Consider the following 20,192-nt stretch of genomic DNA (forward strand, 5'->3'; position numbering starts at 1 on the left):
GCAACTCCTCCGCCGACCCGCCCGCCCTGGCGAGCTCGTCATCGGCGACAAGGTCAGGCCGCAGTGGATCGACGGAGGCGCCCGTTTCTGGTACGCGGTGAGCAATGGCGTCGGCAGACGGTTCGTGCTGGTCGACCCGGCGGCGGGCACCCGCGAGCCGGCCTTCGACCACGCCCTGCTCGCCGCCGCGCTGGCCGCCGCCTCCGGGCAACAGGTCGACCCTGAGGCCTTGCCGTTCATGGCCATCGAACTGGCCGGGAACGTCGTGGAGTTCGACGCGTTGGGCGAGCATTGGCGCTGCCGCCTGGACAGCTACGCCTGCAAGCGGGCCGAGTTCACGCCGCCGCCGGGCAGCCGGCTGGAGATGCCGTCACCCGACAAGAAGGTCGCGGTGTCCCAGCGGGGGCACGACCTGCGGGCGCGCTCGCTGTCCGACGGCCGCGAGTGGGCGCTGACCACCGACGGCGAGCCCGACTACCAGTACGGCTCCGGCCCGGACTGCACGAGCAACGGCACCCTGCTGCGCAAGTTCGGCCTGCCGCACCTGCCGCCCGCGGTGGCCTGGTCGCCCGACTCGACGAAGGTGCTGGCGCATCGGACCGATGAGCGCGGCGTCCGGCAGACCCACCTGGTGGAGGCCAGGCCCGCCGACGGCGGCGCCCCGGTGCTGCGCACCCAGCGGTACGCCTACCCCGGGGACGAGAACATGCCGCAGGCCGAGCTGGTCGTGCTGGACGTCTCCGAGGGCACGGTGGTCCGCGCGCAGGCCGAGCCGCTGCTCATGCCGCAGTCGTCGCCGATCACGACCAAGTGGGCGTGGTGGGCTCCGGACGGCTCGGCGGTGTACTACCTCGGCCAGCCCCGCGACCTGCGCACGCTCACCCTGCACCGGCTGGACCCGGCCACCGGCGAGGTCACCACTGTGCTCAGTGAGACCGGGACCACCCGCGTTGAGCCCAACCAGTGGATGAACGAGCCGCCGATCGTGCGGGTGCTGGCCGACGAGGTGCTGTGGTACTCGCAGCGGGACGGCTGGGGCCACCTGTACCGGTACGACCTGCGCACCGGCGAGCTGCTCGGGCAGGTCACCTCCGGGCAGTGGGCGGTGCGGCGGATCCTGCACGTCGACGAGGCCGAGCGGGTGGTGTACTTCACCGTCTCCGGGCTGGTTGACGAGGATCCGTACCGGCGCACGGTGTGCCGGGTCGGTCTGGACGGCTCCGGCTTCGCCAAGGTCACCAACGACGAGCTGGACCACATCGTCACCATGCCGGACACCATGGAGTACTTCATCGACTCCGCGTCCACTATCGACACCCCGCCAGTGTCGCGCGTCCGTGACTGGGCCGGGCGGGTGCTGGTCGAGCTGGAGCGCGCCGACATCACCAGGCTCACCGCCACCGGCTGGACGCCGCCGGAACGGTTCTGCGTCAAGGCGGCCGACGGGATGACGGACATCCACGGGGTGCTGTACCGGCCGCGGGGGTTCGACCCCGCCCAGCGCTACCCGGTGGTGGACAGCGTCTACCCCGGCCCGCAGGTCGACCGGGTCGCCCCGTGCTTCGACCCCGGCGGGATGGGCCTCGACGCGGAACCCATCGCGGCGCTGGGTTTCGTGGTGGTGGCGGTGGATGGGCGAGGCACCCCAGGGCGGAGCAAGTCCTTCCACGACGCCTCCTACGGCCACTTGGCCGACGCAGGCTGCCTGGCCGACCATGTCGCGGCGCTGCGGCAGCTGGCCCGGACCCGGCCCTGGATGGACCTGGACCGGGTGGGCGCGTTCGGCCACTCCGGAGGCGGGTTCGCCACAGCGCGGGCGATGCTGGACTTCCCCGAGGTGTACAAGGCCGGAGTCGCCCTCTCCGGCCCGCACGACGCCCGCTACTTCAACCTGGGCTTCGTGGAGGCCTACGACGGCGCGGACAACCCCGAGGCCTGGGCCCGTGCCTCCAACGTGGACATCGCGGACCGGTTGGCGGGCAAGCTGCTGCTCATCCACGGCGAAATGGACGACCAAGTCCACCCGGACCACACGCTGCGGCTGGCCGACCGGCTCATCGCCGCCGACAAGGACTTCGAGCTGCTCATCGTGCCCGGGCCGAGCACACGTTCATCGACTGCCTGGCCTACGTCCGCAAGCGCTGCTGGGACTTCCTGGTGCGCGAGCTGATGGGCACGCAGCCACCCGCCTACCGCCCCGCCCCCATCGCCATCGACCCCGAGTTGCTCGGCGAGCTGTTCGCCTGAGCGCGACACCACAGACGAGGAACCGGGACAAGGTGATGCTCGACGGCATCAGCCTGCGGGTGCCAGAGGGAACCAGCTTCGCCCTCCTCGGGCACAACGGCGCCGGGAGAACCGGGACCGGATGCGCGTGCTGATCTGCTCGGAGACGATCTTGTGGCACTCCGCGCTGGCGCCAGGCCACGATGCCTGCTCCCGCTCGGGCGACAGCCGCGGCGTCCCGCTGGACCGGATGAACCCGCACGGCTGCAGTCTGGTCTACGGCCACCCGCAGGGTCCGACCGGCGCCCGGCTCATCGTGGAGTTGCTGCACACGCTGCGGCGCCGCGGCGGCGGGGTCGGGCTGTTCACCGGCTGCGCCGCCGCCGTCAACGACCTGTGGCCCGACCCGACCGAGCCGGCGGGATGACCCTGGCCTGGGCCAGGTAGCGCGGGACCAGCCGCTGGTACTCGCCGGCGGCGGTGCGGCCCCACTGGCTCGCCCGGCCGGACAGCTCGCGCTTGACCTGGGCGGGAACGCCGGCGGCGAGCACGCCGGGCGGGATCTGCGCGTCCTCGGCGACCACGCTGCCGGCGGCGATCACCGCCCCCCTGCCGACACGGGCCCGCTGGAGGACCACCGCGCCCATCCCGATCAGGGCGCCGCGCTCGATCACGCAGCCCTCCATGGTGGCCAGGTGACCGACGGTCACCTCATCCTCCAGGACGGTCGGCAGGCCCTCGGCGGCGTGCAGGACGCAGTTGTCCTGCACGTTGCTGCCGGCGCCGACCACGATCGGACCGAAATCGCCGCGCAGCACCGCCCCGTACCAGACGCTCGCGCCGGCGGCCACGGTCACGTCGCCGACCAGCACCGCGGTGTGGGCGACGAAGGCGGCCGCGTCCACCACCGGGCGGCGTCCCGCGAACTCGATCTCCAGCGCCATCTGGCCTCAGCCCTCCTCGTCGGGGTGGTCGGGCCGGCGGCGGGCAGGCGCCCGGACCCGCCGGCCGCCGGCGCTGGAGCGGGCCTGCCGGACGAGCACGCGGAGGAAGTCCGCCACGGCCGGGACCGCGCCCCGCTTGAAGCCCAGGAAGAGCCCGATGATCAGCAGGCCGTAGAGCACGGTTCGCAGCTGCCCGGCGTCGACCAGGAGCTCGTCCACCACCGCGAACACGACCGTCCCGAGCACGGGTCCGAGGAGGGTCCCCAGGCCGCCGAAGGCGAGCATCACCAGGACGCGGACGTCGACGTGTCCGAACTCGAAGGTCGAGGGGCTGATGAACCCGTCGCTGTAGGTGAAGACGGCTCCCGTGATCCCCAGCATGGCGGAGCCGATCAGGCCGGCGTAGACGCGGTATCGGGCCACGTCGACCCCGGTCAGCTCGGCGGCGAGCTCGTTGTCGCGCAGCGCGCGGAAGGCCCAGCCGACGTGGGACCGCTCGAGCGCGCGGAACACCACCAGGAAGCCCACCAGCATGCCCAGGAACAGGTAGTAGGCGGCCACTCGCTCCTGCAGGAAGGTGCCCTCGCCGGCGGCGACGACCAGGCCGGTCTCGCCGCCCGTGAGCTCCCGCTGGCCCAGCACGAGGTTGGCGAAGGAAAGGGAGAAGGCAAGCGTCACGATCCCAGTGAAGATCACGCCCAGCGAGCGGCGCACCGCCACCCAGCTGAGGAGCCCGCCAACGGCCGTTGCCAGCACCGTGGCCGCCACCAGCCCAAGGGCCAGGGGGAGCCCGGCCTCCTCGGAGAGGATGGCGGCGGTGTAGCCGCCCACCCCGGCCAGCGCGCCGACGCACAGGAAGAGCTGGTTGGTGCTGCCGAAGATCACGTTGAAGGCGACGGCGTAGGCCCCGAAGACGAGAGCGTCCACGGCCAGCCCCATCATCAGCCGCGAGTCGCCCAGCCACAGGGGGACCAGGGCGAGGAGGGCGCCGGTGACGGCGATCGGCAGGAACGCCCGGGGCAGCGAGCGCGGCGGCGGGGCGCTCACCCCCAGCGGCGCGCCGTCGGACGACTCGACCGTCGCGTCGGGCTCGGCCGTCACGGCTACCTCCCCAGCAGGCCGCGTGGCCGCACGACGATGGTGAGCGCCGCCGCCGCCAACAGCACGATGGTGGTGACGTACTGGCCGATGTAGAAGGCGCTCACCGTGCTGACGATACCGAGGAGCAGGCCGGCCAGGAAGGCTCCGGCGACGCTGCCCAGGCCGCCGACGACGGCGACGATCAGGGCCAGGATGGTGAAGTCGAACCCGGCCGTGACGGCGACCGGCGAGGTCATCGACCGGGTCTCGGCAACCAGTCCCGCCAGGGCGCCGCTGAGCGCGAAGATGAGGGTGCGGACCGCCGCCGGGTTGATCCCGACCAGCCGCGCGCCCACCTCGTCCTGGATCACCGAGCGGGTGGCCCGCCCCAAGGTGGTGCGGCGGAAGAACAGCAGCAGGGCGGCGCCCACCGCCAGCGAGATGCCCGAGGCCCACAGGCTTCCCACCCGCATGCGGACGCCGAGGATCGGCACGGCCTCGCCGCCCACCTCCAGGCGCAGGGCCCCGCTCGGATAGCGCCAGGTCAGCAGCCCGTCGATGACGAAGGCCACACCCAGGGTGAGCAGCAGGCCCAGGAGCACCCGGTGCTCGCCTCGCTGCCGGTACACGGCCTGCATCAGGGTCCTGTCCAGGACGACGCCGCCGGCCGCGGCCACCAGCAGCCCGGCCCCGGCCGCCACCAGGGCCGGCATGCCGGCGGCGAGGCTGAGCGCCACCACCATCGCCGCCAGCACGGCCGCCTGGCCGTACGACAGGTTGAGCACACCCCCCAGGCCGTAGACCAGCGTCATGCCCACGCCCAGCAGCCCGAACTGGAGGCCGAGGACGATCCCGTCGAGGACGACGGCCCTCATGCCACCCCCAGGTAGGCCCGCCGGACCTCGGGGTTGCGCTCCAGGTCCTCGGAGGCGCCCTCGAGGCGGACGCGGCCGTTCTCCAGCACGTAGCCCCGGTCGGCCAGGGACAGCGCCAGCGGCACCTGCTGCTCGGCGACCAGCAGCGTCACGCCCGTCTCCTTCAGCGCCTGCAGCGCCTGGTACGCGCTCCGGGCCAGCTTGGGGGCCAGGCCCGTGGTGGGCTCGTCGAGCATCAGCAGGCGGGGGCGGGACATGAGCGCCCGGCCCACCGCCAGCATCTGCTGCTCGCCGCCGCTGAGGCTGCCCGCCGGCTGCCTGGGGCGCTCCTTGAGGCGGGGGAACAGGTCGAAGACGAGCTCGAAGACGGACGGGTCGGGCCGGCCCGGATAGGCGCCGAGCAACAGGTTCTCCCGCACGCTCATGCCGGGGAAGAGGTGCCGCTCGGCCGGCACGTAGGCCAGGCCGGCCCGCGCGACGCGGTGGGCCGGCCAGCCGGTGATGTCCCTGCCGTCGAAGCGCACCCGGCCCGCGGAGACCGGCAGCATCCCGCAGATGGCCCGGAACAGCGTCGTCTTCCCGGCGCCGTTGGAGCCGATGACGGCGACGGCCTCGCCCGCGGCGACCCGCAGGTCGACGCCTTCCACCACGTTCTCCCCCAGGTAGCCGGCCTCCAGGCCGGACGCCTCAAGCATCGCGGCCCTCGCCGAGGTAGGCGTCGATCACCTCGGGGTGGCGCATCACGGCCTCCGGCTCGCCCTCGGCCAGCATCCTGCCGAAGTTGAGGACGATCACCCGCTCGGCCAGGCGCATCACCGCCTGCATCACGTGCTCCACCCAGATGATGGTGATCCCGAGGGTGTCGCGGGCGGTGCGCACGATCTGCACGGAGGCGGCCAGCTCCCTGTCGTTGAGCCCCGCCATCACCTCGTCGACCAGCAGCAGCCGCGGCCGGCCGGCCAGCGCCTTGGCCATCTCCAGGAACCGCTGCTGGTGGAGATTGAGGCTGGCGACGGGCTGGTCGGCGCGGCCCGCGAGGCCGACGAAGGCCAGCGCCTCCTGCGCGCGCCGGGTCGCCTCCGGCTCCGCCACGACGCCGTCGCCGCCGCCGAACATGGCGCCCAGCGCGACGTTCTCCAGGACCGTCATGGACCCAAAGGTCAGCGGGGTCTGCATCACCATCGCGATCCCCCGCTGCCGGACCCGGTGGGGGGCCATCCCGTCCACCCGCTGGCCGGCCAGCGTCACCGTTCCGGCGGAGGGGCGCTCGAGGCCGCCGATGGTCTTCAGCAGGGTGCTCTTGCCGGCACCGTTGGGGCCGACGACGGCGAGGATCTCGCCGTCGTCGACCCCGAACGTGACGCCGTCGACCGCCGGGAGACCGCCGAAGCGCTTCTCCACCGCGTCGACCGCGAGCAGCGCCATGTCCCCGCTACGACGGCGGCCGGAACGGCTCGAGCGGCTCGGAGACCAGCAGCCGCTCCGGGTACCAGTCGCCTGCCTCGTTCACCCCCTCCGGGGCCGGGCCGCGGCCGATCAGGTCGAACGCGATCCGGGCGTCGGCCAGCTCGCCCCACTCCGTCCAGCGCAGCTCGAAGGAGTAGCCGGGGATGTCGAAGGTGTTCTCGTGCAGGTGGCTGGCGACGGCGGCGGGATCGTCGCCCGCCGCGCCGACCGCCTGGGCCACCGTCGTGACGATCCCGTAGCCGGCCAGGGCGTCGTCCTCGAAGAACTTGTTGTTCTGGGAGAACGCCAGGAAGCGCCGGGCCAGGTCCTGGTACTCGTTGCTCTGGACGTCGGCGCAACCGAAGTCGGCGTAGCGGTCGAGGGCCGCGCCCTTGGCCCCGCTCATCACCAGCGAGCGCGGGGTGTAGGCGCCGGTGACCGGCACGTCGAAGCCGAGGTCGGCCGACTGGACGGTGATCGCCCCGGCGCCGGGCGGATGCCCGGTGGCCACGATCATCTGCGGGTCGAGGCGCTCCAGCGAACGGAGGTAGGTGGTGAAGTCCTGCTCGGGCACCGGGGCAACCTCGATCTGGAGCTTGATGTCGGGGGCCGCCGCGAACGTGTCCTCCAGCGCCTCCTTGATCGCCTGTCCCCAGGCGTAGTCGGCGACGATCGCACCCACCCTGGTCAGGTTCTTGCTCTGCACGTACTCGAGGATGGGGCCGGCGACCATGGGCGCGGCGGGCAGGCAGGTGCGGAAGGTGTGCCGGCTGTTGGCGTTCAGGATGCCGCCCGCTCCGGCCTTGACCAGGAACAGCGGGACCTTGCTCTGCTCCGCGATCCGAGCCGTGGCCAGCCCGACGTCGCTCGAAATGATCCCGCCGACCGCCACCACGCCGTCCCGCTCGATCAGCCGCTCGAGCGCGCGGGTCCCTTCCTCGGCCTTGGACTGGTCGTCGGCCACCACCAGCTCCAGCTGGCGGCCGTCGACGCCGCCGCCCTGGTTGATCTCGTTCACCGCGAGTTGCATCCCGTCGCGCACCTGCACGCCCCATGGCGCGAAGTTGCCCGTCAGCGATGTGAGCGCGCCGATGCGGATCGGCTCGCCGCCGCCCTCCTGGCCTCCTCCCTCGTCGCCGTCACCGCACGCCGCCAGCAGCAGGGCCGCCACCAGCCAGAGCGAGAACAGCCCGACCCTGGAACGATGCCTCATTTCCGCCTCCTGTCTCCGGGCTTCCGCTGCGACGGGTCAGATCCTCCGACTGACTGGTCAGGCGTGCCGGACCATATCAGCAGCCTGACCAGTCAGTCGAAGAGTCTGTGCCCCTGCCGGCCTCACCCCGCGGCCCTGGTCGGGCCGTGGCCGGCGAGCGCCCCCGGTCATGACCGGCCGCGCCTGCGGATCCGCTCGAAGGGGCTCTTGCAGGCGGTGCAGATCCACTGGGAGGTCATCACCGTCGGTCCGACCTCACCGACCCGCTCGACGGCGTCGGAGCCGCACCACGGGCAGCTCACGCGGTCGCTGGCTCGGGGTCCAGCCGGCGTTGCAGGCGGTTCCATCGCTCCCATGGCAGCCGAGAATCCTCCGATCGTTCGGGACGCAGCCGGACGCCGACCTCCTCGAGCAGGGGGCCGACCCGGTCGAGCCAGGCCTGGCGCAGCTCGGTGTTGCCCCGACCGAGCAGCCCGTGGCCGCGCAGCCTCTCCACTCCCTGCTCGCCGGGGGGACCGAACCAGCACAGCAGCTCCTCCAGGGACTCGTCCACGCGCGCCTGGAGCTGCGGGAGGCCGCCGGGGAGCCGGGCCAGCTCGCGGACGCGGCCTTCGGCGAAGTCCCAGTGGAAGGCCTCCTCCTCCAGCATCCGGGGCACGCGTCTGGCCAGCGCCTCGTAGGGCCCGCCGATCATCGCCTCCAGCATGGTGGTGACGGCGCTGTCGACCAGCAGCAGCGCCGACACCGCATGCGGCCAGGTCGGGAACGGCCTGTCGAGCAGCGAGACCTGGTAGGCGCGCTCGCGTTCGGTCGGGTCGACCGGGCCGGGAAACGGCAGCTCGTCCAGCAGCGGGTACAGCACCCGGGCCTGGCCGAGCTCGCCCTGGGCGATGGCGGCGCTGGCCACCGCCACCTCCAGGCTCGGCGCCCCCACCGCCCACTCCGACAGGTGCCGGCCGAGCCAGTACTTGTTGTCGGCCAGGACGACCAGCAGGTTGACCAGGGCGGCCAGGGCCTCGTCGTCGTCGATCGCCCAGGCGGTCGCATTGCTCGCCCGCAGCTCACCCATCCGTGGACCCCTCCGGCGACGGCACCGGGGCCTGCGGGCCGAGGATCCAGTGGATCGCCCGCTCGGGGATCAGCACCAGCTCCACCCACCGGGGGCCGTGGCGCTCCAGCGCCGCCCTGGCCGCGGCGTCGTCGTCGGCCGCGGTCAGCGTCTCCTGGAACTCCAGCGGCTCCGGGTAGCTGGTGCGGCCGAACACGCGATACTGCTCAACCGGCCGCACCTACTCGGGGGCGACGACGGGGACGACGGCCGCGCGCGGCACCACGAACATCTCCTGCCAGCGGCGCTCGTCGTACATCATGAAGGCGAAGACGCGGGCGTCCTTGGGCCCGACCGCCCGGACCGTGCCCACGTGGTGGGCCCGCTCCTCACGGTCGTGGCGCGCGTAGACCTCCCAGACCTGTCGCCTCGGGTCGTCCCCCATCCGCCTACGTCACCCCCAGGGCGAGCAGGGCCAGGCGGCCGTCCTCGGTCATGTCGTCACGGCTCCAGGCCTCGAAGACCTCCTCCACCTCGACATGGGCGACGCCGCCCAGCCGGCGCAGGCGCGCCTCGACGTCCTCGCGGAGCACGTCGGTGCAGGGGCAGGCGATCGAGGTGAACGTGATCCCGACCTGCACGGTGGTGCCGTCGACGACCACCGACCGGACCAGCCCCAGGTCGACGATGCCGACCGGCAGCTCGGGGTCCTCAACCTCGGCGAGGGCGGCGCGGACGTCGTCGACCGAGACCATGGTCACGCGGGGCCCCGCCGCAGCTGGCGATGCCCACGCTGGAGCATGCCGACGAACTCCTCGTTGCACGGCCCGCGCCGCCGCCAGCGCACCAGCACGTCGTCCCAGGAGATGGCGCCCCGCCTGAGGTCCCAACGCTTGGCGTCCTCGTCGAAGCGCATCGGGAAGGGACAGTCGATCACGTACTGGCCGCTTGCCTGGTCCAGGTGGGCGGGGACCGAGAAGCCCAGCCGCTCGCACAGCGGCACCGTGGCCGCCATCCACGTCTGGCGCAGCTGGTCGTTGGTCTGGCCCTTGAGCTGGTAGCCGACCTGCTCCTTGTGCTGCTTGAGGTCGTCGGGGAGCCCGAACCACTCCAGGGTGAGCACGAACATCCAGTCGACCGCCCGCTGCACCGCCGCCTTGCGGTCCGGGTCATCGGCGAGGATCTTCATCCAGCGCTCGCCGTGGCGCAGGTGGAAGGTCTCCTCCCGGTCGACCTTGACCAGGGCCCGCTTCCACGGCCCGTAGCTGGTGTTCTGGTAGATGTCGCTGAGCAGCACGAAGCCGGCGCGGTCGTAGAAGGCGTTGGCGACCACCAGCTCCTCCCAGCGGTCCAGCGGCACGTCGAAGGCGTATGGGTACTTGAACGCCTTGGGCTCGCGCTCGTAGACCAGCTGGTCGGTGTCGACGCCCAGGTCGCGCAGCATCCGGTAGGCGATGTGGGCGTGGCCGAGCTCGTCCTGGATGATGCTCACGGCCGACATGTAGGAGTTGATCGAGGGGGCGTCCCTGGCCGCCCGCAGGTAGGCGGGGGCGCTGATCAGCTCGGTGTCGGCCGACACGATCAGGGTGCGCTTGAGGCCCTCCACGTAGGCCTCGGTGGCGGTGTCCAGGCCTTCGATCAGCCTGCCCGTCCTCAGGCGCTCGAGCAGCTCAGCCTCGGTCTTCAGCATCTCGCTCCTCCGGCCGGCCTGCGACGCCCCTCATCATGGCCTCCATCTGACCGGTCAGTCAACCTCCATGGGGTCGAGGCCGTGGTAGACCATGCGGGCGTTGCCGGCCAGCACGCCGGGCAGGTCCTGCTCGTCGATGTCGAGCTTGGCGACGGCCCGGGCGTTGGCGGCGATGCCGGGCACGCCGGGCCAGTCGCTGCCGAAGATGAACTTGCGGGCCAGGCGGCGCAGACCGGGGCGGGCGTAGTAGTCGGGCAGCCGCTGCGGCGGCAGCCCCGACAGCTCGATCCAGACGTTCTCGCGGGCCAGGGCCAGGAACGCCGCCGCCTCGTACCACCAGCCCCGCCCGCCGTGGGCCAGCACCACCTTGAGGTCGGGGACGTGCTGCAGCAGCTCGTCGATCGGGGTCGGGTCGCCGTAGCGGTTGACCGCGCCGGGGAAGGTGCTGGTGCCGCAGTGGAAGACCACCGGGACGCCGAGCTCGGCGCAGCGCCGGTAGACCAGATAGAGCTCGCCCTCGGTGGGCGAGAAGCCGCCGTGCACCGGGTGCAGCTTGACCGCCACCGCCCCCAGGGCCAGCTGGCGCTCCAGCTCCTGCTCGATCGGGTGGTGCAGGTGCGGGTTGAGGTTGGCGATGAGGCGGAACCGGCGCGGGTTGTGCTCCAGCAGCGGCAGCAGGTCCTCGACCGGCTGGATGCCGGTCACCCTCGGGCTGTACTCGCTCATCAGCAGGGCCACGTCGACGCCCTCGGCCTCCAGGAAGGCGTCGAAGCGGTCGGGGCGGATCGCCCCCGCGTCGTCGTACAGCTCGCCCAACACGCCGGCGTCGGCGAACGGCGCCCAGGTGGGCCGGGGGAGCTTCAGCGTCGGCAGGCGGGCCACGTGCAGGTGCGCGTCGATCAGGGGCAGGCCGTCGATCATGCGCCCGTCCCGGCGGCGGCCTCGCGCAGCTTGTAGCGCTGGATCTTGCCGGTGGTGGTCTTGGGGAGCTCGTCGACGTACTCGACGATGTGCGGGTACTCGTAGCGCTGCAGCCGCTGCTTGCACCACGCCTGCAGCTCGGGGGTGAGCTGCTCGCGGTCCGCGTGGCTGGTCACCACCACCGCCTTGATCCTGGTGAGCCCTTCGACCAGGACCTGGACGACCGCGCACTCGTCGACCGCGTCGTGCTCGCCCAGCGTCTGCTCCATCTCCACCGGCGAGACCCAGTTGCCGCCGACCTTGAGCATGTCGTCGGCGCGGCCCTGGTGCCACCAGAAGCCGTCGTCGTCCTGCCGGTAGCGGTCGCCGGTGTAGATCCAGTCGCCCAGCACGGTCTGCTTGGTCTTCTCATGCTGCCGCCAGTAGAAGGCCAGCGCGCTGTCGCCGCGGACGTACAGGTTGCCGGTCTCGCCGGGCGGGGTGCTGGCGAGCTGCTCGTCGAGGAGCTTCAGCTCGTAGCCGGGGACGGGCTTGCCGCTGGAGCCGGGCTGCAGCTCGCTGAGCGTGTTGGAGCAGAAGATGTGCAGCATCTCGGTGCTGCCGATGCCGTCCAGGATGGTCAGCCCGTAGGTGTCGTGCCAGCGGCGCCAGATGTCGGCCGGCAGCGACTCGGCGGCCGAGACGCACAGCCGCACCGACGACAGGTCGCGCCGCTCGGCGCCCGGACTGCGCAGCATCGCGTTGTAGAGCGTCGGCACGGAGAAGAATAGCGTCGGGCGGAAGCGCTCGACCGCCTCGAAGACCCGGTCGGGGATCGGGCGGCCGCGGAGCTGCACCGCCGTGGCGCCCACCCAGAAGGGAAACGAGAGGCAGTTGCCGAACCCGTAGGCGTGGAACAGCTTGGTGGTGGACAGGCAGACGTCGTCCTCGCCGATGCCCAGCACCTGCCTGGCATAGGTCTGGCAGGTGTAGGGAAGGTCGTGCTGGAGGTGGACGACCCCCTTGGGCCTGCCGGTGGAGCCGGAGCTGTAGAGCCAGAACGCCGGGTCGTCGCGGTGGGTGTTGGCCGGGGCGAGCTCGCCGGTGTGCTCGGCCAGCAGCTCCGAGAAGCCGTCGGCGCCCTCGGCGGCCCCGCCGACGACGATCAGCTCCACCCGCTCGGGATGGACGGCCAGCGCCTCCCGGACCTTGTCCAGCAGCTCCAGGTCGACGATCACGGCCTGGGCGTCGCTGTCGGCCAGGAGGTAGCGGTAGTCGTCGGCCTTGAACAACGGGTTGAGCGGGACCGGGACCATCCCGGCGCGGATGGCCCCCAGGAACGCGGCCACGAACGCCGGGCTGTCGTCCTGCACCAGCAGCACGCGCTGCTCGCGCTGCACCCCCAGCGCACGCAGGGCGCGCCCGGCGGCGCAGGCGTCAGCGAGGAGCTGCTGGTAGGTGACCTCGCCGTCGGCGCCGCGAAGCGCGACCTTGGCGCCACGCCCGGCCTCCAGGTTGCGGTCCAGGATCGTGCTGACGTTGTAGCGCTCCGGCAGGGAGGTGCTCGTCGACTGGGACACCGTCGGGACCGTCATGTTCGCCTCACCCCGGGGTCAGTGCTTGACGACCAGCGATTTGGTCTCCTGGTAGTAGTCGAGCGCCTCGACGCCGTGCTCCTTGCCGAAGCCGCTCTGTTTGACTCCTCCGAACGGCAGCTCGTCGTAGACCTTGTTGGTGGCGTTGACCCAGGTGTAGCCGGCTTCCAGCCGCTCGGCGGCCACCGAGGCCCGGTGCAGGTCGCGGGTCCAGATCGCCGAGCCGAGCCCATAGGGTGAGGCGTTGGCCCGCTCGATGGCCTCGTCGAGGCCGGCCACCCGCCAGATCGGCAGGGCCGGGCCGAAGGTCTCCTCCAGGGCCACGCGCGAGTCGGCCGGCGGCTCCAGCAGCAGCGTGGGCTCGTAGAACCAGCCGCGGTCGTACGGCTCACCTCGCGGCCGGGCGGCGCCGTGCAGGACCTTGGCGCCGCGGTCGACCGCATCGCCGACCTGCTCCTCGATCCTTGCCCGTTGCCGCTCGGTGTGCAGCGGCCCCATCAGCACCCGATCGGCGGTGCCGGGGCCGATGCGGAGCTTGGCCGCCTTGCCGACCAGCTTGTCGATCACCTCCTCGGCGACCCGCTCGAAGACGAACAGTCGCTTGGTGGCAAGGCAGGCCTGGCCGCAGTTGAAGAAGCGCCCCACGCTGGCGGCGCTGACGGCGCGGTCGAGGTCGGCGTCATCGCAGATGATCATCGGGTCGGAGCCGCCCAGCTCCAGGGTGACCCGCTTGAGGTGCTCGGCGGCGGAAGCCATCGTCTGCTTGCCGACCGCGGTGGAGCCGGTGAAGGCGATCTTGCGGACCAGCGGGTGGGCGACCAGGGCGGCGCCGGCGACCGGGCCGGTGCCGGGCACGACGTTGAACACCCCGGCGGGGATGCCGCCCTCGTGCAGCAGCTCGGCCAGGCGCAGCGTGGTCAGCGGCGTGGTCTCGGCGGGTTTGGCGACCACCGTGTTGCCGGTCACGATCGCCGGGCCGGCCTTGTTGGCCAGCAGGGTGGTGGGGAAGTTCCACGGCACGATCGCCCCGACCACCCCCAGGGGACGGCGCAGCACCACCCCGTAGGTTCCCTCGTCCAGGTTGGGGACGTAGCCGCCGCGCAGGTTCTTGGCCAGGCCCGCGTAGTGGTCGAGCGTCTCCAGGCAGCGGTCGATCTCCAGTCGCGCCTCACGCAGTGGCTTGCCCTGTTCCTGGGTGAGCTGCCTGGCGAGCTCCTCGAGGTGGTCCCGCGCATGCGTGGTGGCCTCGTGCAGCGCCTCGCCGCGCCTGGCCGCCGGGGTGTCCCACCATCCCGGGAAGGCCGCAGAGGCCGCGCCCACCGCGGCGTCGACGTCGGCGGCCGTGCCTGCCGGGACCGTCCCGACCACCTCGCCGGTCGCCGGGTCGCGGACCTCGAGCTGGTCGGATCCGGAGCTCTCGCGGAAGCGGCCGTCCACGAACATCTGCCTCATGTGCTCCTCATCCCTCCGGACGGTCCACGACCTGCCACAGTCGGACCTGGCCGCGGGAGCAGCCGGATGCCGATCCGGGTGGCGAAGCCGGGGAGCTGGGGCTGACCCGGTTCGCTCATGACGCCGGGCTCCGGTCGACGCCCAGGAGCCGCAGCAGGCTGGCGTGGCAGAGCGCCTTGAAGCGTGGGTGGGACTCCCGCCAGTCGTCCCGCGGGAGCCAGGTCAGGAAGGTCCCGTCGATCAGGGCCCGCATGGCGGCCGCGGCCTCGGCGGGATCGTCCACCGCCACGCCGCCTCGCGCCACGCCGTCGCGGATCAGCTCCTCGTACAGGCCGTTGATGATCTCGGTGGCCAGGCTGGAGACCTGGCCGAACGACGGCACCCTGGCGGCGTGCTCGACCAGGTCGACGTAGAGCAGGTAGAAGTCGCGGTTGCGCTCAGCGTCGATGAAGATCGCGTCGATCAGCGCGGCGATCACCCGGTGGGGGTCGTCCACGCCGGCGATCCGCTCCCGGATGCGGGTTCCGGTCCGCTCCAGGGCATAGCGCATGGTCGTGAGGAAGAGGTTCTCCTTGGTCTTGAAGTAGTAGAGGACCATGCCCTTGCTGACGCCCGCCTCGTCGGCCACGTCCTGCAGCGACAGTCGATGGCTGCCCTGGCGGGTGATCACCCGGTAGGCGCTGCGCAGCAGCGCCTGGGCGCGGGGCGACAGCTCCGTGGGATCCTCGAGCGCGACCTGCGCGCGAGCCATGCCGTCCTCCTCAGCGGCCGGCGTACTTGGGTGGCCGCTTCTCGGTGAAGGCCATCATGCCCTCACGGGCGTCCTCGGAGGCGAACAGCGGGGCAAGCTGCTCGAGCTCGGTTTGCAGGCCGTCGGCGAGAGGGCGGTCGAGGCCCTGGCGCGCCGCGCGCTTGACGGCGGCGATGGCGAGCGGCGCGCCGCCCCCGAGGCTGGCCGCCAGCTCGGCCACGGTGCGGTCCAGCTCGTCGGCGGGAACCAACCGGTCGACCATCCCCAGCCGCTCGGCTTCCTGGGGGGTGACGGCACGACCGGTCGTCATCAGCTCCAGCGCCCGGCCGATTCCGATCAGGCGGGGCAGGCGCTGGGTGCCGCCCGTGCCGGGCAGCAGCCCGAGCGTCACCTCCGGCAGGCCGAGCCGGTAGCTGCCCTCGGCGGCGACGCGGATGTCGCAGGCCAGCGCGATCTCGAAGCCGCCCCCGAGCGCGTGCCCCGCGATCACGGCGATGAACACCGGCGCCTCGGCCGCGAAGCGGTCGAACACCTGGTGGGCGCGGCGGACCATCGCCATGTTCTCGTCGGCGGAGCGCGCCAGGAACCCCTTGACGTCCGCGCCAGCGGAGAAGAACTTCTCGCTGGCCGACCTGACCACCCCGACCGCCACGGCGGCGGCGGCGACCTGGCCGATCGCCTCGTCCAGTTCTTCCAGGAAGGCCGGGTCGTAGCTGTTGGCGGGCGGTCGGTCCAGCGTGATCCAGCCGACCCCGTCCTCGACGCTGGCGGTCACCGACATCGCTGCTCCTCCCATCCGCTCGCCATCCCTCAGGCAAGGCCACCGACGACGACCGACTTCGGCTCCGTGTACTCGGCGAGCGCCTCCAGCCCGTGCTCGCGGCCGAACCCGCTCTGCTTGGTGCCGCCGAACGGCAGCTCGTCATAGCCGTAGTGGAGCTGGTTCACCCAGGTCACCCCCGCCTCCAGCTCCCGGGTGGCCCGGTCGATCGCGACCGCCGAGCGGGTCCAGATCGACGATCCCAGCCCGTACTGGCTGGCGTTGGCCCGCTCGATCGCCTCGTCGAGGTCCTCCACCTTCCACACGGGCAGGACAGGGCCGAAGACCTCCTCGGTGGCCAGCCGCGAGTCGGCCGGGGCGTCGACCACCACGGCCGGCTGGAAGAGGTGTCCTGGCCCGTCCAGCGCCTCCCCGCCGACCAGCACCTTGGCACCACGGTCGACGGCGTCCTTGAGCTGGGCGACCAACAGGTCGCGCTGGGCGGCGGTGTGCAGTGGACCGATCCGCAGCTTCGGCTTCTCGGCCCGGGTGTCGCCGGGCCCGGGCTCGTAGCGGCCGACGCGGGCGACCAGCTGGTCGACGAAGGCGTCGTAGACCTCGGCCTGGATGAACGCCCGCTTGGGCGCCAGGCATGCCTGGCCGCAGTTCCAGTAGCGGCCGATCTGGATGTTCTTGACGGCGGCGTCCAGGTCGGCGTCGCCGAGCACGATCGTCGGGTCGGAGCCGCCCAGCTCCAGGCTGACCTGCTTGAGCGCCGGCCCGGCCAGCGCCATGATCCGCCGGCCGGTGGCCGTCTGGCCGGTGAAGGCGACGCGGCGCACGTCCGGATGGGCGACCAGGGCCTCGCCGGTCTCCGGCCCGCCGGTGATCACGTTGAGCACGCCGGGCGGCAGTCCGGCCTCGGCGGCCAGCTGCGCGACGCGCAGGGTGGTCAGCGGGGTCGTCTCGGCCGGCTTGGCGACTACGGTATTGCCGGCGGCCAGGGCGGGCCCGACCTTGTTGGCGAGCAGCGTGAGGGGGAAGTTCCAGGGCGTGATCGCGCCCACCACCCCGAGGGGGCGCCGCACGACCAGGCCATAGGCGGGCCCGAACTGGCTTGGCAGCTCCTGGTAGCTGCCGCGGACCTTGGTGGCGGCCTCGGCGTAGTAGCGCAGGCCGGCCAGGAAGTGCCGCAGCTCACCCTGTGCCTCCAGCGTCGGCTTGCCCTGCTCGCGGGTGAGCAGGGCGACCAGCTCGTCCGCGTGGTCCTCCGCGAGGTCGGCGAGCCGGCGCAGGTGACCCGCCCGCTCGACGGTGTCGGTGCGCCGCCAGGTCGTGAACGCGGTCGCCGCGGCCCGGACTGCGGCGTCGACCTCCTCCCCCGTCGCGACGGGCACCTCGTCGACGGTCTCGCCGGCGGCCGGGTTGCTCACGGGGAGGCGTTGTCCCGTGCCGGCCACCGCCGTTCCGCCTATCCACATATCGGCCACGATGCTCCTCCCTCTCGCTGTCGCGACGCTGACCAGGAGCCCCGACGAGACCTGTATGGTGCCATCTGACTGACCGGATAGTCGAGCAACGTGGGCGGCGTCCACCCACGCTCCGTCAAGGAAACGAAAACGGATGCGGGTGGGTGGCGACGGTCACCCCCAGACCTCCCTGGCGGTCTCCACGATCAGACGGAGCTTGGCCACCTGCTCCTCGTAGCTGAGCACGTTGCCCTCAACGGTCGAGGAGAAGCCGCACTGGGGCGACAGGCACAGCTGCTCGATGGGCACGAAGCGGCTGGCCTCCTCGATGCGGCGTTTGAGCTGGTCCTTGTCCTCCAGCTGGCCGCGCTTGGTGGTCACCAGGCCGAGCACGACCAGCTTCCCCTTGGGGACGAACCGCAGCGGCTCGAATCCGCCCGACCGCTCGTCGTCGTACTCCAGGAAGAAGCCGTCGACCGCCAACCCGCCGAACAGCGCCTCGGCAACGAAGTCGTAGCCGCCCTCGGCGGCCCATGAGGAACGGAAGTTGCCCCGGCACATATGGGTGGTCACCGACATGCCCTCGGGCTTGCCGACCAGCGCCTTGTTGATCTGGCGGACGTAGCGCTCGTGCAGGTGCTCGGCGTCGTCGCCGCGACGGGCGATCTCCACCCGCTGCTCGGGGTCGTTGAGATAGGCCAGGCTCGTGTCGTCGAACTGGAGGTAGGTACAGCCGAGCTCGCCCAGACGGCGGACCTGCTCGGCATAGGCGGCGCTGAGGTCGCTCCAGAACTCCTCGATGTCGGGGTAGACGTCACGGTCGATCGCGGCCGGCCCGCCGCGGTAGTGGACCATGCTCGGCGAGGGGATGGTGAGTTTCGGCGTCGCCCTCCGGACCAGCCCCTGCAGCGCGGTGAAGTCGTCACCAAAGATGGTGTGGCGGAGGCGGATCTTGCCGTCGATCCGGAGCGCCGCCGACAGGAACTCGAGCGTCCCGTCCTGGTTGCGGAACCGGACCTTGAGCTGCTCCTGGCCGCGACTGACGCCGCCCAGCTGGTAGATGTAGTCCATGTGCCAGGAGCTGCGGCGGAACTCCCCGTCGGTGGCCGACTGGAGGCCGACGTCCTCCTGCATGGCCACCACCTCGGCGATGGCCTCGTCCTCGACCGCGCGCAACTGGTCGGCGGAGATGCGCCCAGCGGCGTGCTGCTCACGCGCGGCCAGGAGCCGCGGCGGACGCAGGAGGCTACCGACGTGGTCGGCCCGGTATGGCGGTGTGGTCCGGAGCACAGTGACCTCCCTTGTACCGCTGCAGGGCAGGCTGATCCTACCCGCCAGCCGAACAGGAACAGAGCGGGCGTTTCGCCGGCGTGCCGCTGAGACCAGAGGTCACGCACGGAGCGCTGGTCTTCACAGCTGATCGAGAAACTCGAGCACCTTGGGCCAGCCGTCGCGCCTGGCGGCGGCGTTGGCCGGGCGGGTCCCTCCAAGCGCGATGAGCCCGCCGGTCACGGGATGGATCAGCGTCGTACCGGCCGGCTGGAAGGGGAAGGTGCCCACGCCGTGGCCGGCCTGCGGGTAGACCAGCGCCTGGTGGGGATGGCCGAAGCGGTGCGCGTCGAGGCGGTCGGTCACCTCCTGGACGAAACGGGCCGCCGGCCAGAGCTTGTCGTCGCCACCGGCCAGCAGCAGGATCGGACCGTCCAGGCGCTCCACCGGGATGGGGCTGCCCGCGGCGACGGGCTTGCCGGCCCTGGTCCAGGCGGTGCCACCGTTGGGGAACCCGGCCTCGGCCCTGGAGGTGGGTGCGTAGGCCACGACCCCGTTGATCAGCTCGGGGAAGTAGGCGCCGACCAGCATCGCCGGCTCGGTGCCGCGCGAGTAGCCCAGGGCGGCCACGCGGCCACGCCGCACGCCGGACTCGGTGGCCAGGCGCCGCGCGGCGGTCGCGAAGTACTCCAGCGGGATGTCCCGAAGCTGGTCGGGACGGCCGGGATAGCGGAAGTAGGCCAGGGCGAGCGTGGGATGGCCGTGGGAGGCGAGCAGGGCCGCGTCCGCCGCCATGCCAACGCCGCCCCCCGAGCCGCCGATGGCCAGCACCGCCACCCGCGCTGGGCTGCCCGCCGGTGGGAGGGCCAGCACCCCCGCAACCTGGTCGCGGTCGGTGCGCAGCGTCCGGACGGTGACGCCGTCGCCGAGCCATTGGCGGGTGAAGCTGCGCGTGGCGAGCTGGCGGTCGCCGACGGCCACGGTCAGGTCGACGGTGAACGACGACCCCTCGGCCGGGAAATAGGTCGCCTGGTCCGGGTCGCTATAGATTGCCTGGTCGGGATCGCCGTCCGGCGGGTTCATCGACCAGAGCAGGCCCATGCCGTCCACGCCCTGGTAGGTGCCTGACTTCGGCTGGGCACGGTCGAGGTCGACAACCCCGCCGCCGTCGGCGGTGAACTGGGCCTGCGACCGCCAGACCTTCCCGCCGGCGTCGTGGGCCTGGGCTGAGATGGTGACCTCATCGCCGGAGCCCAGCCCACTGACCCGCGCGTGCACCGGCGCATCCGCCAGGGCGACCGGCTTGTCGACCTCGATGGTCGCGCTGCTGCGGCGTGGGGAACAAGCGGCGATCCCGACCAGGGACAGAGCGACGACGATGACCAGCCAGGCCCGTGCCCGCATCCTGCCGCCCTCCCGCTCATACGCCACCCGGCGCGTGAGAGCAAGCCCATCGATCGCAGCCTTGTTCAGG

Annotated in this window: 20 protein-coding genes and 1 pseudogene; 2 read left to right on the forward strand and 19 right to left on the reverse strand. The window is 72.1% G+C overall.

The window, feature by feature from the left end; genetic code table 11:
• Both VF468_12420 and VF468_12425 read left to right on the forward strand, forming a co-directional pair.
• Positions 1-2,170 (forward strand): DPP IV N-terminal domain-containing protein (locus VF468_12420; GenBank protein ID HEX5879099.1); only part of this gene is annotated, 2,170 nt, incomplete at its 5' end.
• Between the two features lie 288 nt (positions 2,171-2,458).
• Positions 2,459-2,653: pseudogene (locus VF468_12425) on the forward strand (hypothetical protein).
• On the opposite strand, the gene VF468_12430 reads toward VF468_12425, so the two are convergent.
• From VF468_12430 to VF468_12520, 19 genes are all read right to left on the reverse strand, one after another.
• Positions 2,613-3,170, reverse strand: a complete 558-nt coding sequence (locus tag VF468_12430) for a gamma carbonic anhydrase family protein (protein HEX5879100.1) — start codon at positions 3,168-3,170, stop codon at positions 2,613-2,615. The pseudogene VF468_12425 and the gene VF468_12430 overlap by 41 nt on opposite strands.
• A gap of 6 nt (positions 3,171-3,176) precedes the next feature.
• Positions 3,177-4,271, reverse strand: a complete 1,095-nt coding sequence (locus tag VF468_12435) for a branched-chain amino acid ABC transporter permease (GenBank protein HEX5879101.1) — start codon at positions 4,269-4,271, stop codon at positions 3,177-3,179.
• Between the two features lie 2 nt (positions 4,272-4,273).
• Positions 4,274-5,125 (reverse strand): branched-chain amino acid ABC transporter permease, encoded by an 852-nt coding sequence (locus VF468_12440; protein ID HEX5879102.1) that lies wholly within the window; start codon positions 5,123-5,125, stop codon positions 4,274-4,276.
• Entirely contained in the window at positions 5,122-5,820 is a 699-nt protein-coding gene (locus VF468_12445; protein HEX5879103.1) for an ABC transporter ATP-binding protein, read from the reverse strand. The genes VF468_12440 and VF468_12445 overlap by 4 nt, the downstream gene beginning before the upstream one ends.
• Complete coding sequence (locus VF468_12450) at positions 5,813-6,550, reverse strand: ABC transporter ATP-binding protein (GenBank protein ID HEX5879104.1); 738 nt, start codon at positions 6,548-6,550, stop codon at positions 5,813-5,815. The genes VF468_12445 and VF468_12450 overlap by 8 nt, the downstream gene beginning before the upstream one ends.
• A 7-nt stretch (positions 6,551-6,557) precedes the next feature.
• Positions 6,558-7,784: an ABC transporter substrate-binding protein gene (locus VF468_12455; protein HEX5879105.1), complete on the reverse strand. Its 1,227-nt coding sequence runs from the start codon at positions 7,782-7,784 to the stop codon at positions 6,558-6,560.
• A gap of 298 nt (positions 7,785-8,082) precedes the next feature.
• Positions 8,083-8,853, reverse strand: a complete 771-nt coding sequence (locus tag VF468_12460) for a Phenylacetic acid catabolic protein (GenBank protein ID HEX5879106.1) — start codon at positions 8,851-8,853, stop codon at positions 8,083-8,085.
• Positions 8,846-9,049 (reverse strand): hypothetical protein, encoded by a 204-nt coding sequence (locus VF468_12465; GenBank protein ID HEX5879107.1) that lies wholly within the window; start codon positions 9,047-9,049, stop codon positions 8,846-8,848. Before VF468_12465 ends, VF468_12460 begins: the two co-directional genes overlap by 8 nt.
• A 24-nt stretch (positions 9,050-9,073) precedes the next feature.
• Positions 9,074-9,277 carry a hypothetical protein gene (locus VF468_12470; GenBank protein ID HEX5879108.1) on the reverse strand — a complete coding sequence of 68 codons (204 nt, stop codon included), beginning with the start codon at positions 9,275-9,277 and terminating at the stop codon, positions 9,074-9,076.
• Between the two features lie 4 nt (positions 9,278-9,281).
• Positions 9,282-9,587, reverse strand: coding sequence for a metal-sulfur cluster assembly factor (locus VF468_12475; protein ID HEX5879109.1), 306 nt, complete (start codon positions 9,585-9,587; stop codon positions 9,282-9,284).
• Positions 9,588-9,589: 2 nt separating this feature from the next.
• Positions 9,590-10,522, reverse strand: a complete 933-nt coding sequence (locus tag VF468_12480) for a Phenylacetic acid catabolic protein (GenBank protein ID HEX5879110.1) — start codon at positions 10,520-10,522, stop codon at positions 9,590-9,592.
• A 54-nt stretch (positions 10,523-10,576) separates the two neighbouring features.
• Positions 10,577-11,443, reverse strand: a complete 867-nt coding sequence (locus VF468_12485) for an amidohydrolase family protein (protein HEX5879111.1) — start codon at positions 11,441-11,443, stop codon at positions 10,577-10,579.
• Positions 11,440-13,017 carry a benzoate-CoA ligase family protein gene (locus tag VF468_12490; GenBank protein HEX5879112.1) on the reverse strand — a complete coding sequence of 526 codons (1,578 nt, stop codon included), beginning with the start codon at positions 13,015-13,017 and terminating at the stop codon, positions 11,440-11,442. The genes VF468_12485 and VF468_12490 overlap by 4 nt, the downstream gene beginning before the upstream one ends.
• An 18-nt stretch (positions 13,018-13,035) precedes the next feature.
• A complete protein-coding gene (locus tag VF468_12495; protein ID HEX5879113.1) occupies positions 13,036-14,469 on the reverse strand; it encodes an aldehyde dehydrogenase family protein in 1,434 nt (477 codons plus the stop codon).
• A 115-nt stretch (positions 14,470-14,584) separates the two neighbouring features.
• The gene (locus VF468_12500; protein HEX5879114.1) at positions 14,585-15,220 is read right to left on the reverse strand and encodes a TetR family transcriptional regulator; all 636 of its coding nucleotides are present in this window, start codon (positions 15,218-15,220) and stop codon (positions 14,585-14,587) included.
• Between the two features lie 10 nt (positions 15,221-15,230).
• Positions 15,231-16,001, reverse strand: a complete 771-nt coding sequence (locus tag VF468_12505) for an enoyl-CoA hydratase-related protein (GenBank protein ID HEX5879115.1) — start codon at positions 15,999-16,001, stop codon at positions 15,231-15,233.
• Between the two features lie 29 nt (positions 16,002-16,030).
• A complete protein-coding gene (locus VF468_12510; GenBank protein HEX5879116.1) occupies positions 16,031-17,461 on the reverse strand; it encodes an aldehyde dehydrogenase family protein in 1,431 nt (476 codons plus the stop codon).
• Positions 17,462-17,623: 162 nt separating this feature from the next.
• Entirely contained in the window at positions 17,624-18,739 is a 1,116-nt protein-coding gene (locus tag VF468_12515; protein ID HEX5879117.1) for a 5-methyltetrahydropteroyltriglutamate--homocysteine S-methyltransferase, read from the reverse strand.
• 120 nt (positions 18,740-18,859) lie between these two features.
• A partial coding sequence (locus VF468_12520; GenBank protein HEX5879118.1) for an acyl-CoA thioesterase/bile acid-CoA:amino acid N-acyltransferase family protein occupies positions 18,860-20,192 on the reverse strand: 1,333 nt, incomplete at its 5' end.

This window comes from Actinomycetota bacterium, from assembly GCA_036280995.1.
GTDB lineage: Bacteria > Actinomycetota > CALGFH01 > CALGFH01 > CALGFH01 > CALGFH01.

What these genes read in the sequence shown, in the direction of transcription:
- VF468_12430 (HEX5879100.1), bottom strand. Translation starts at nt 3,170, where the DNA reads ATGGCGCTGGAGATCGAGTTCGCGGGACGCCGCCCGGTGGTGGACGCG.
- VF468_12455 (HEX5879105.1), bottom strand. Translation starts at nt 7,784, where the DNA reads ATGAGGCATCGTTCCAGGGTCGGGCTGTTCTCGCTCTGGCTGGTGGCG.
- VF468_12470 (HEX5879108.1), bottom strand. Translation starts at nt 9,277, where the DNA reads ATGGGGGACGACCCGAGGCGACAGGTCTGGGAGGTCTACGCGCGCCAC.
- VF468_12480 (HEX5879110.1), bottom strand. Translation starts at nt 10,522, where the DNA reads ATGCTGAAGACCGAGGCTGAGCTGCTCGAGCGCCTGAGGACGGGCAGG.
- VF468_12490 (HEX5879112.1), bottom strand. Translation starts at nt 13,017, where the DNA reads ATGACGGTCCCGACGGTGTCCCAGTCGACGAGCACCTCCCTGCCGGAG.
- VF468_12510 (HEX5879116.1), bottom strand. Translation starts at nt 17,461, where the DNA reads ATGTGGATAGGCGGAACGGCGGTGGCCGGCACGGGACAACGCCTCCCC.
- VF468_12450 (HEX5879104.1), bottom strand. Translation starts at nt 6,550, where the DNA reads ATGGCGCTGCTCGCGGTCGACGCGGTGGAGAAGCGCTTCGGCGGTCTC.
- VF468_12460 (HEX5879106.1), bottom strand. Translation starts at nt 8,853, where the DNA reads ATGGGTGAGCTGCGGGCGAGCAATGCGACCGCCTGGGCGATCGACGAC.
- VF468_12445 (HEX5879103.1), bottom strand. Translation starts at nt 5,820, where the DNA reads ATGCTTGAGGCGTCCGGCCTGGAGGCCGGCTACCTGGGGGAGAACGTG.
- VF468_12495 (HEX5879113.1), bottom strand. Translation starts at nt 14,469, where the DNA reads ATGAGGCAGATGTTCGTGGACGGCCGCTTCCGCGAGAGCTCCGGATCC.
- VF468_12505 (HEX5879115.1), bottom strand. Translation starts at nt 16,001, where the DNA reads ATGTCGGTGACCGCCAGCGTCGAGGACGGGGTCGGCTGGATCACGCTG.
- VF468_12485 (HEX5879111.1), bottom strand. Translation starts at nt 11,443, where the DNA reads ATGATCGACGGCCTGCCCCTGATCGACGCGCACCTGCACGTGGCCCGC.
- VF468_12500 (HEX5879114.1), bottom strand. Translation starts at nt 15,220, where the DNA reads ATGGCTCGCGCGCAGGTCGCGCTCGAGGATCCCACGGAGCTGTCGCCC.
- VF468_12475 (HEX5879109.1), bottom strand. Translation starts at nt 9,587, where the DNA reads ATGGTCTCGGTCGACGACGTCCGCGCCGCCCTCGCCGAGGTTGAGGAC.
- VF468_12440 (HEX5879102.1), bottom strand. Translation starts at nt 5,125, where the DNA reads ATGAGGGCCGTCGTCCTCGACGGGATCGTCCTCGGCCTCCAGTTCGGG.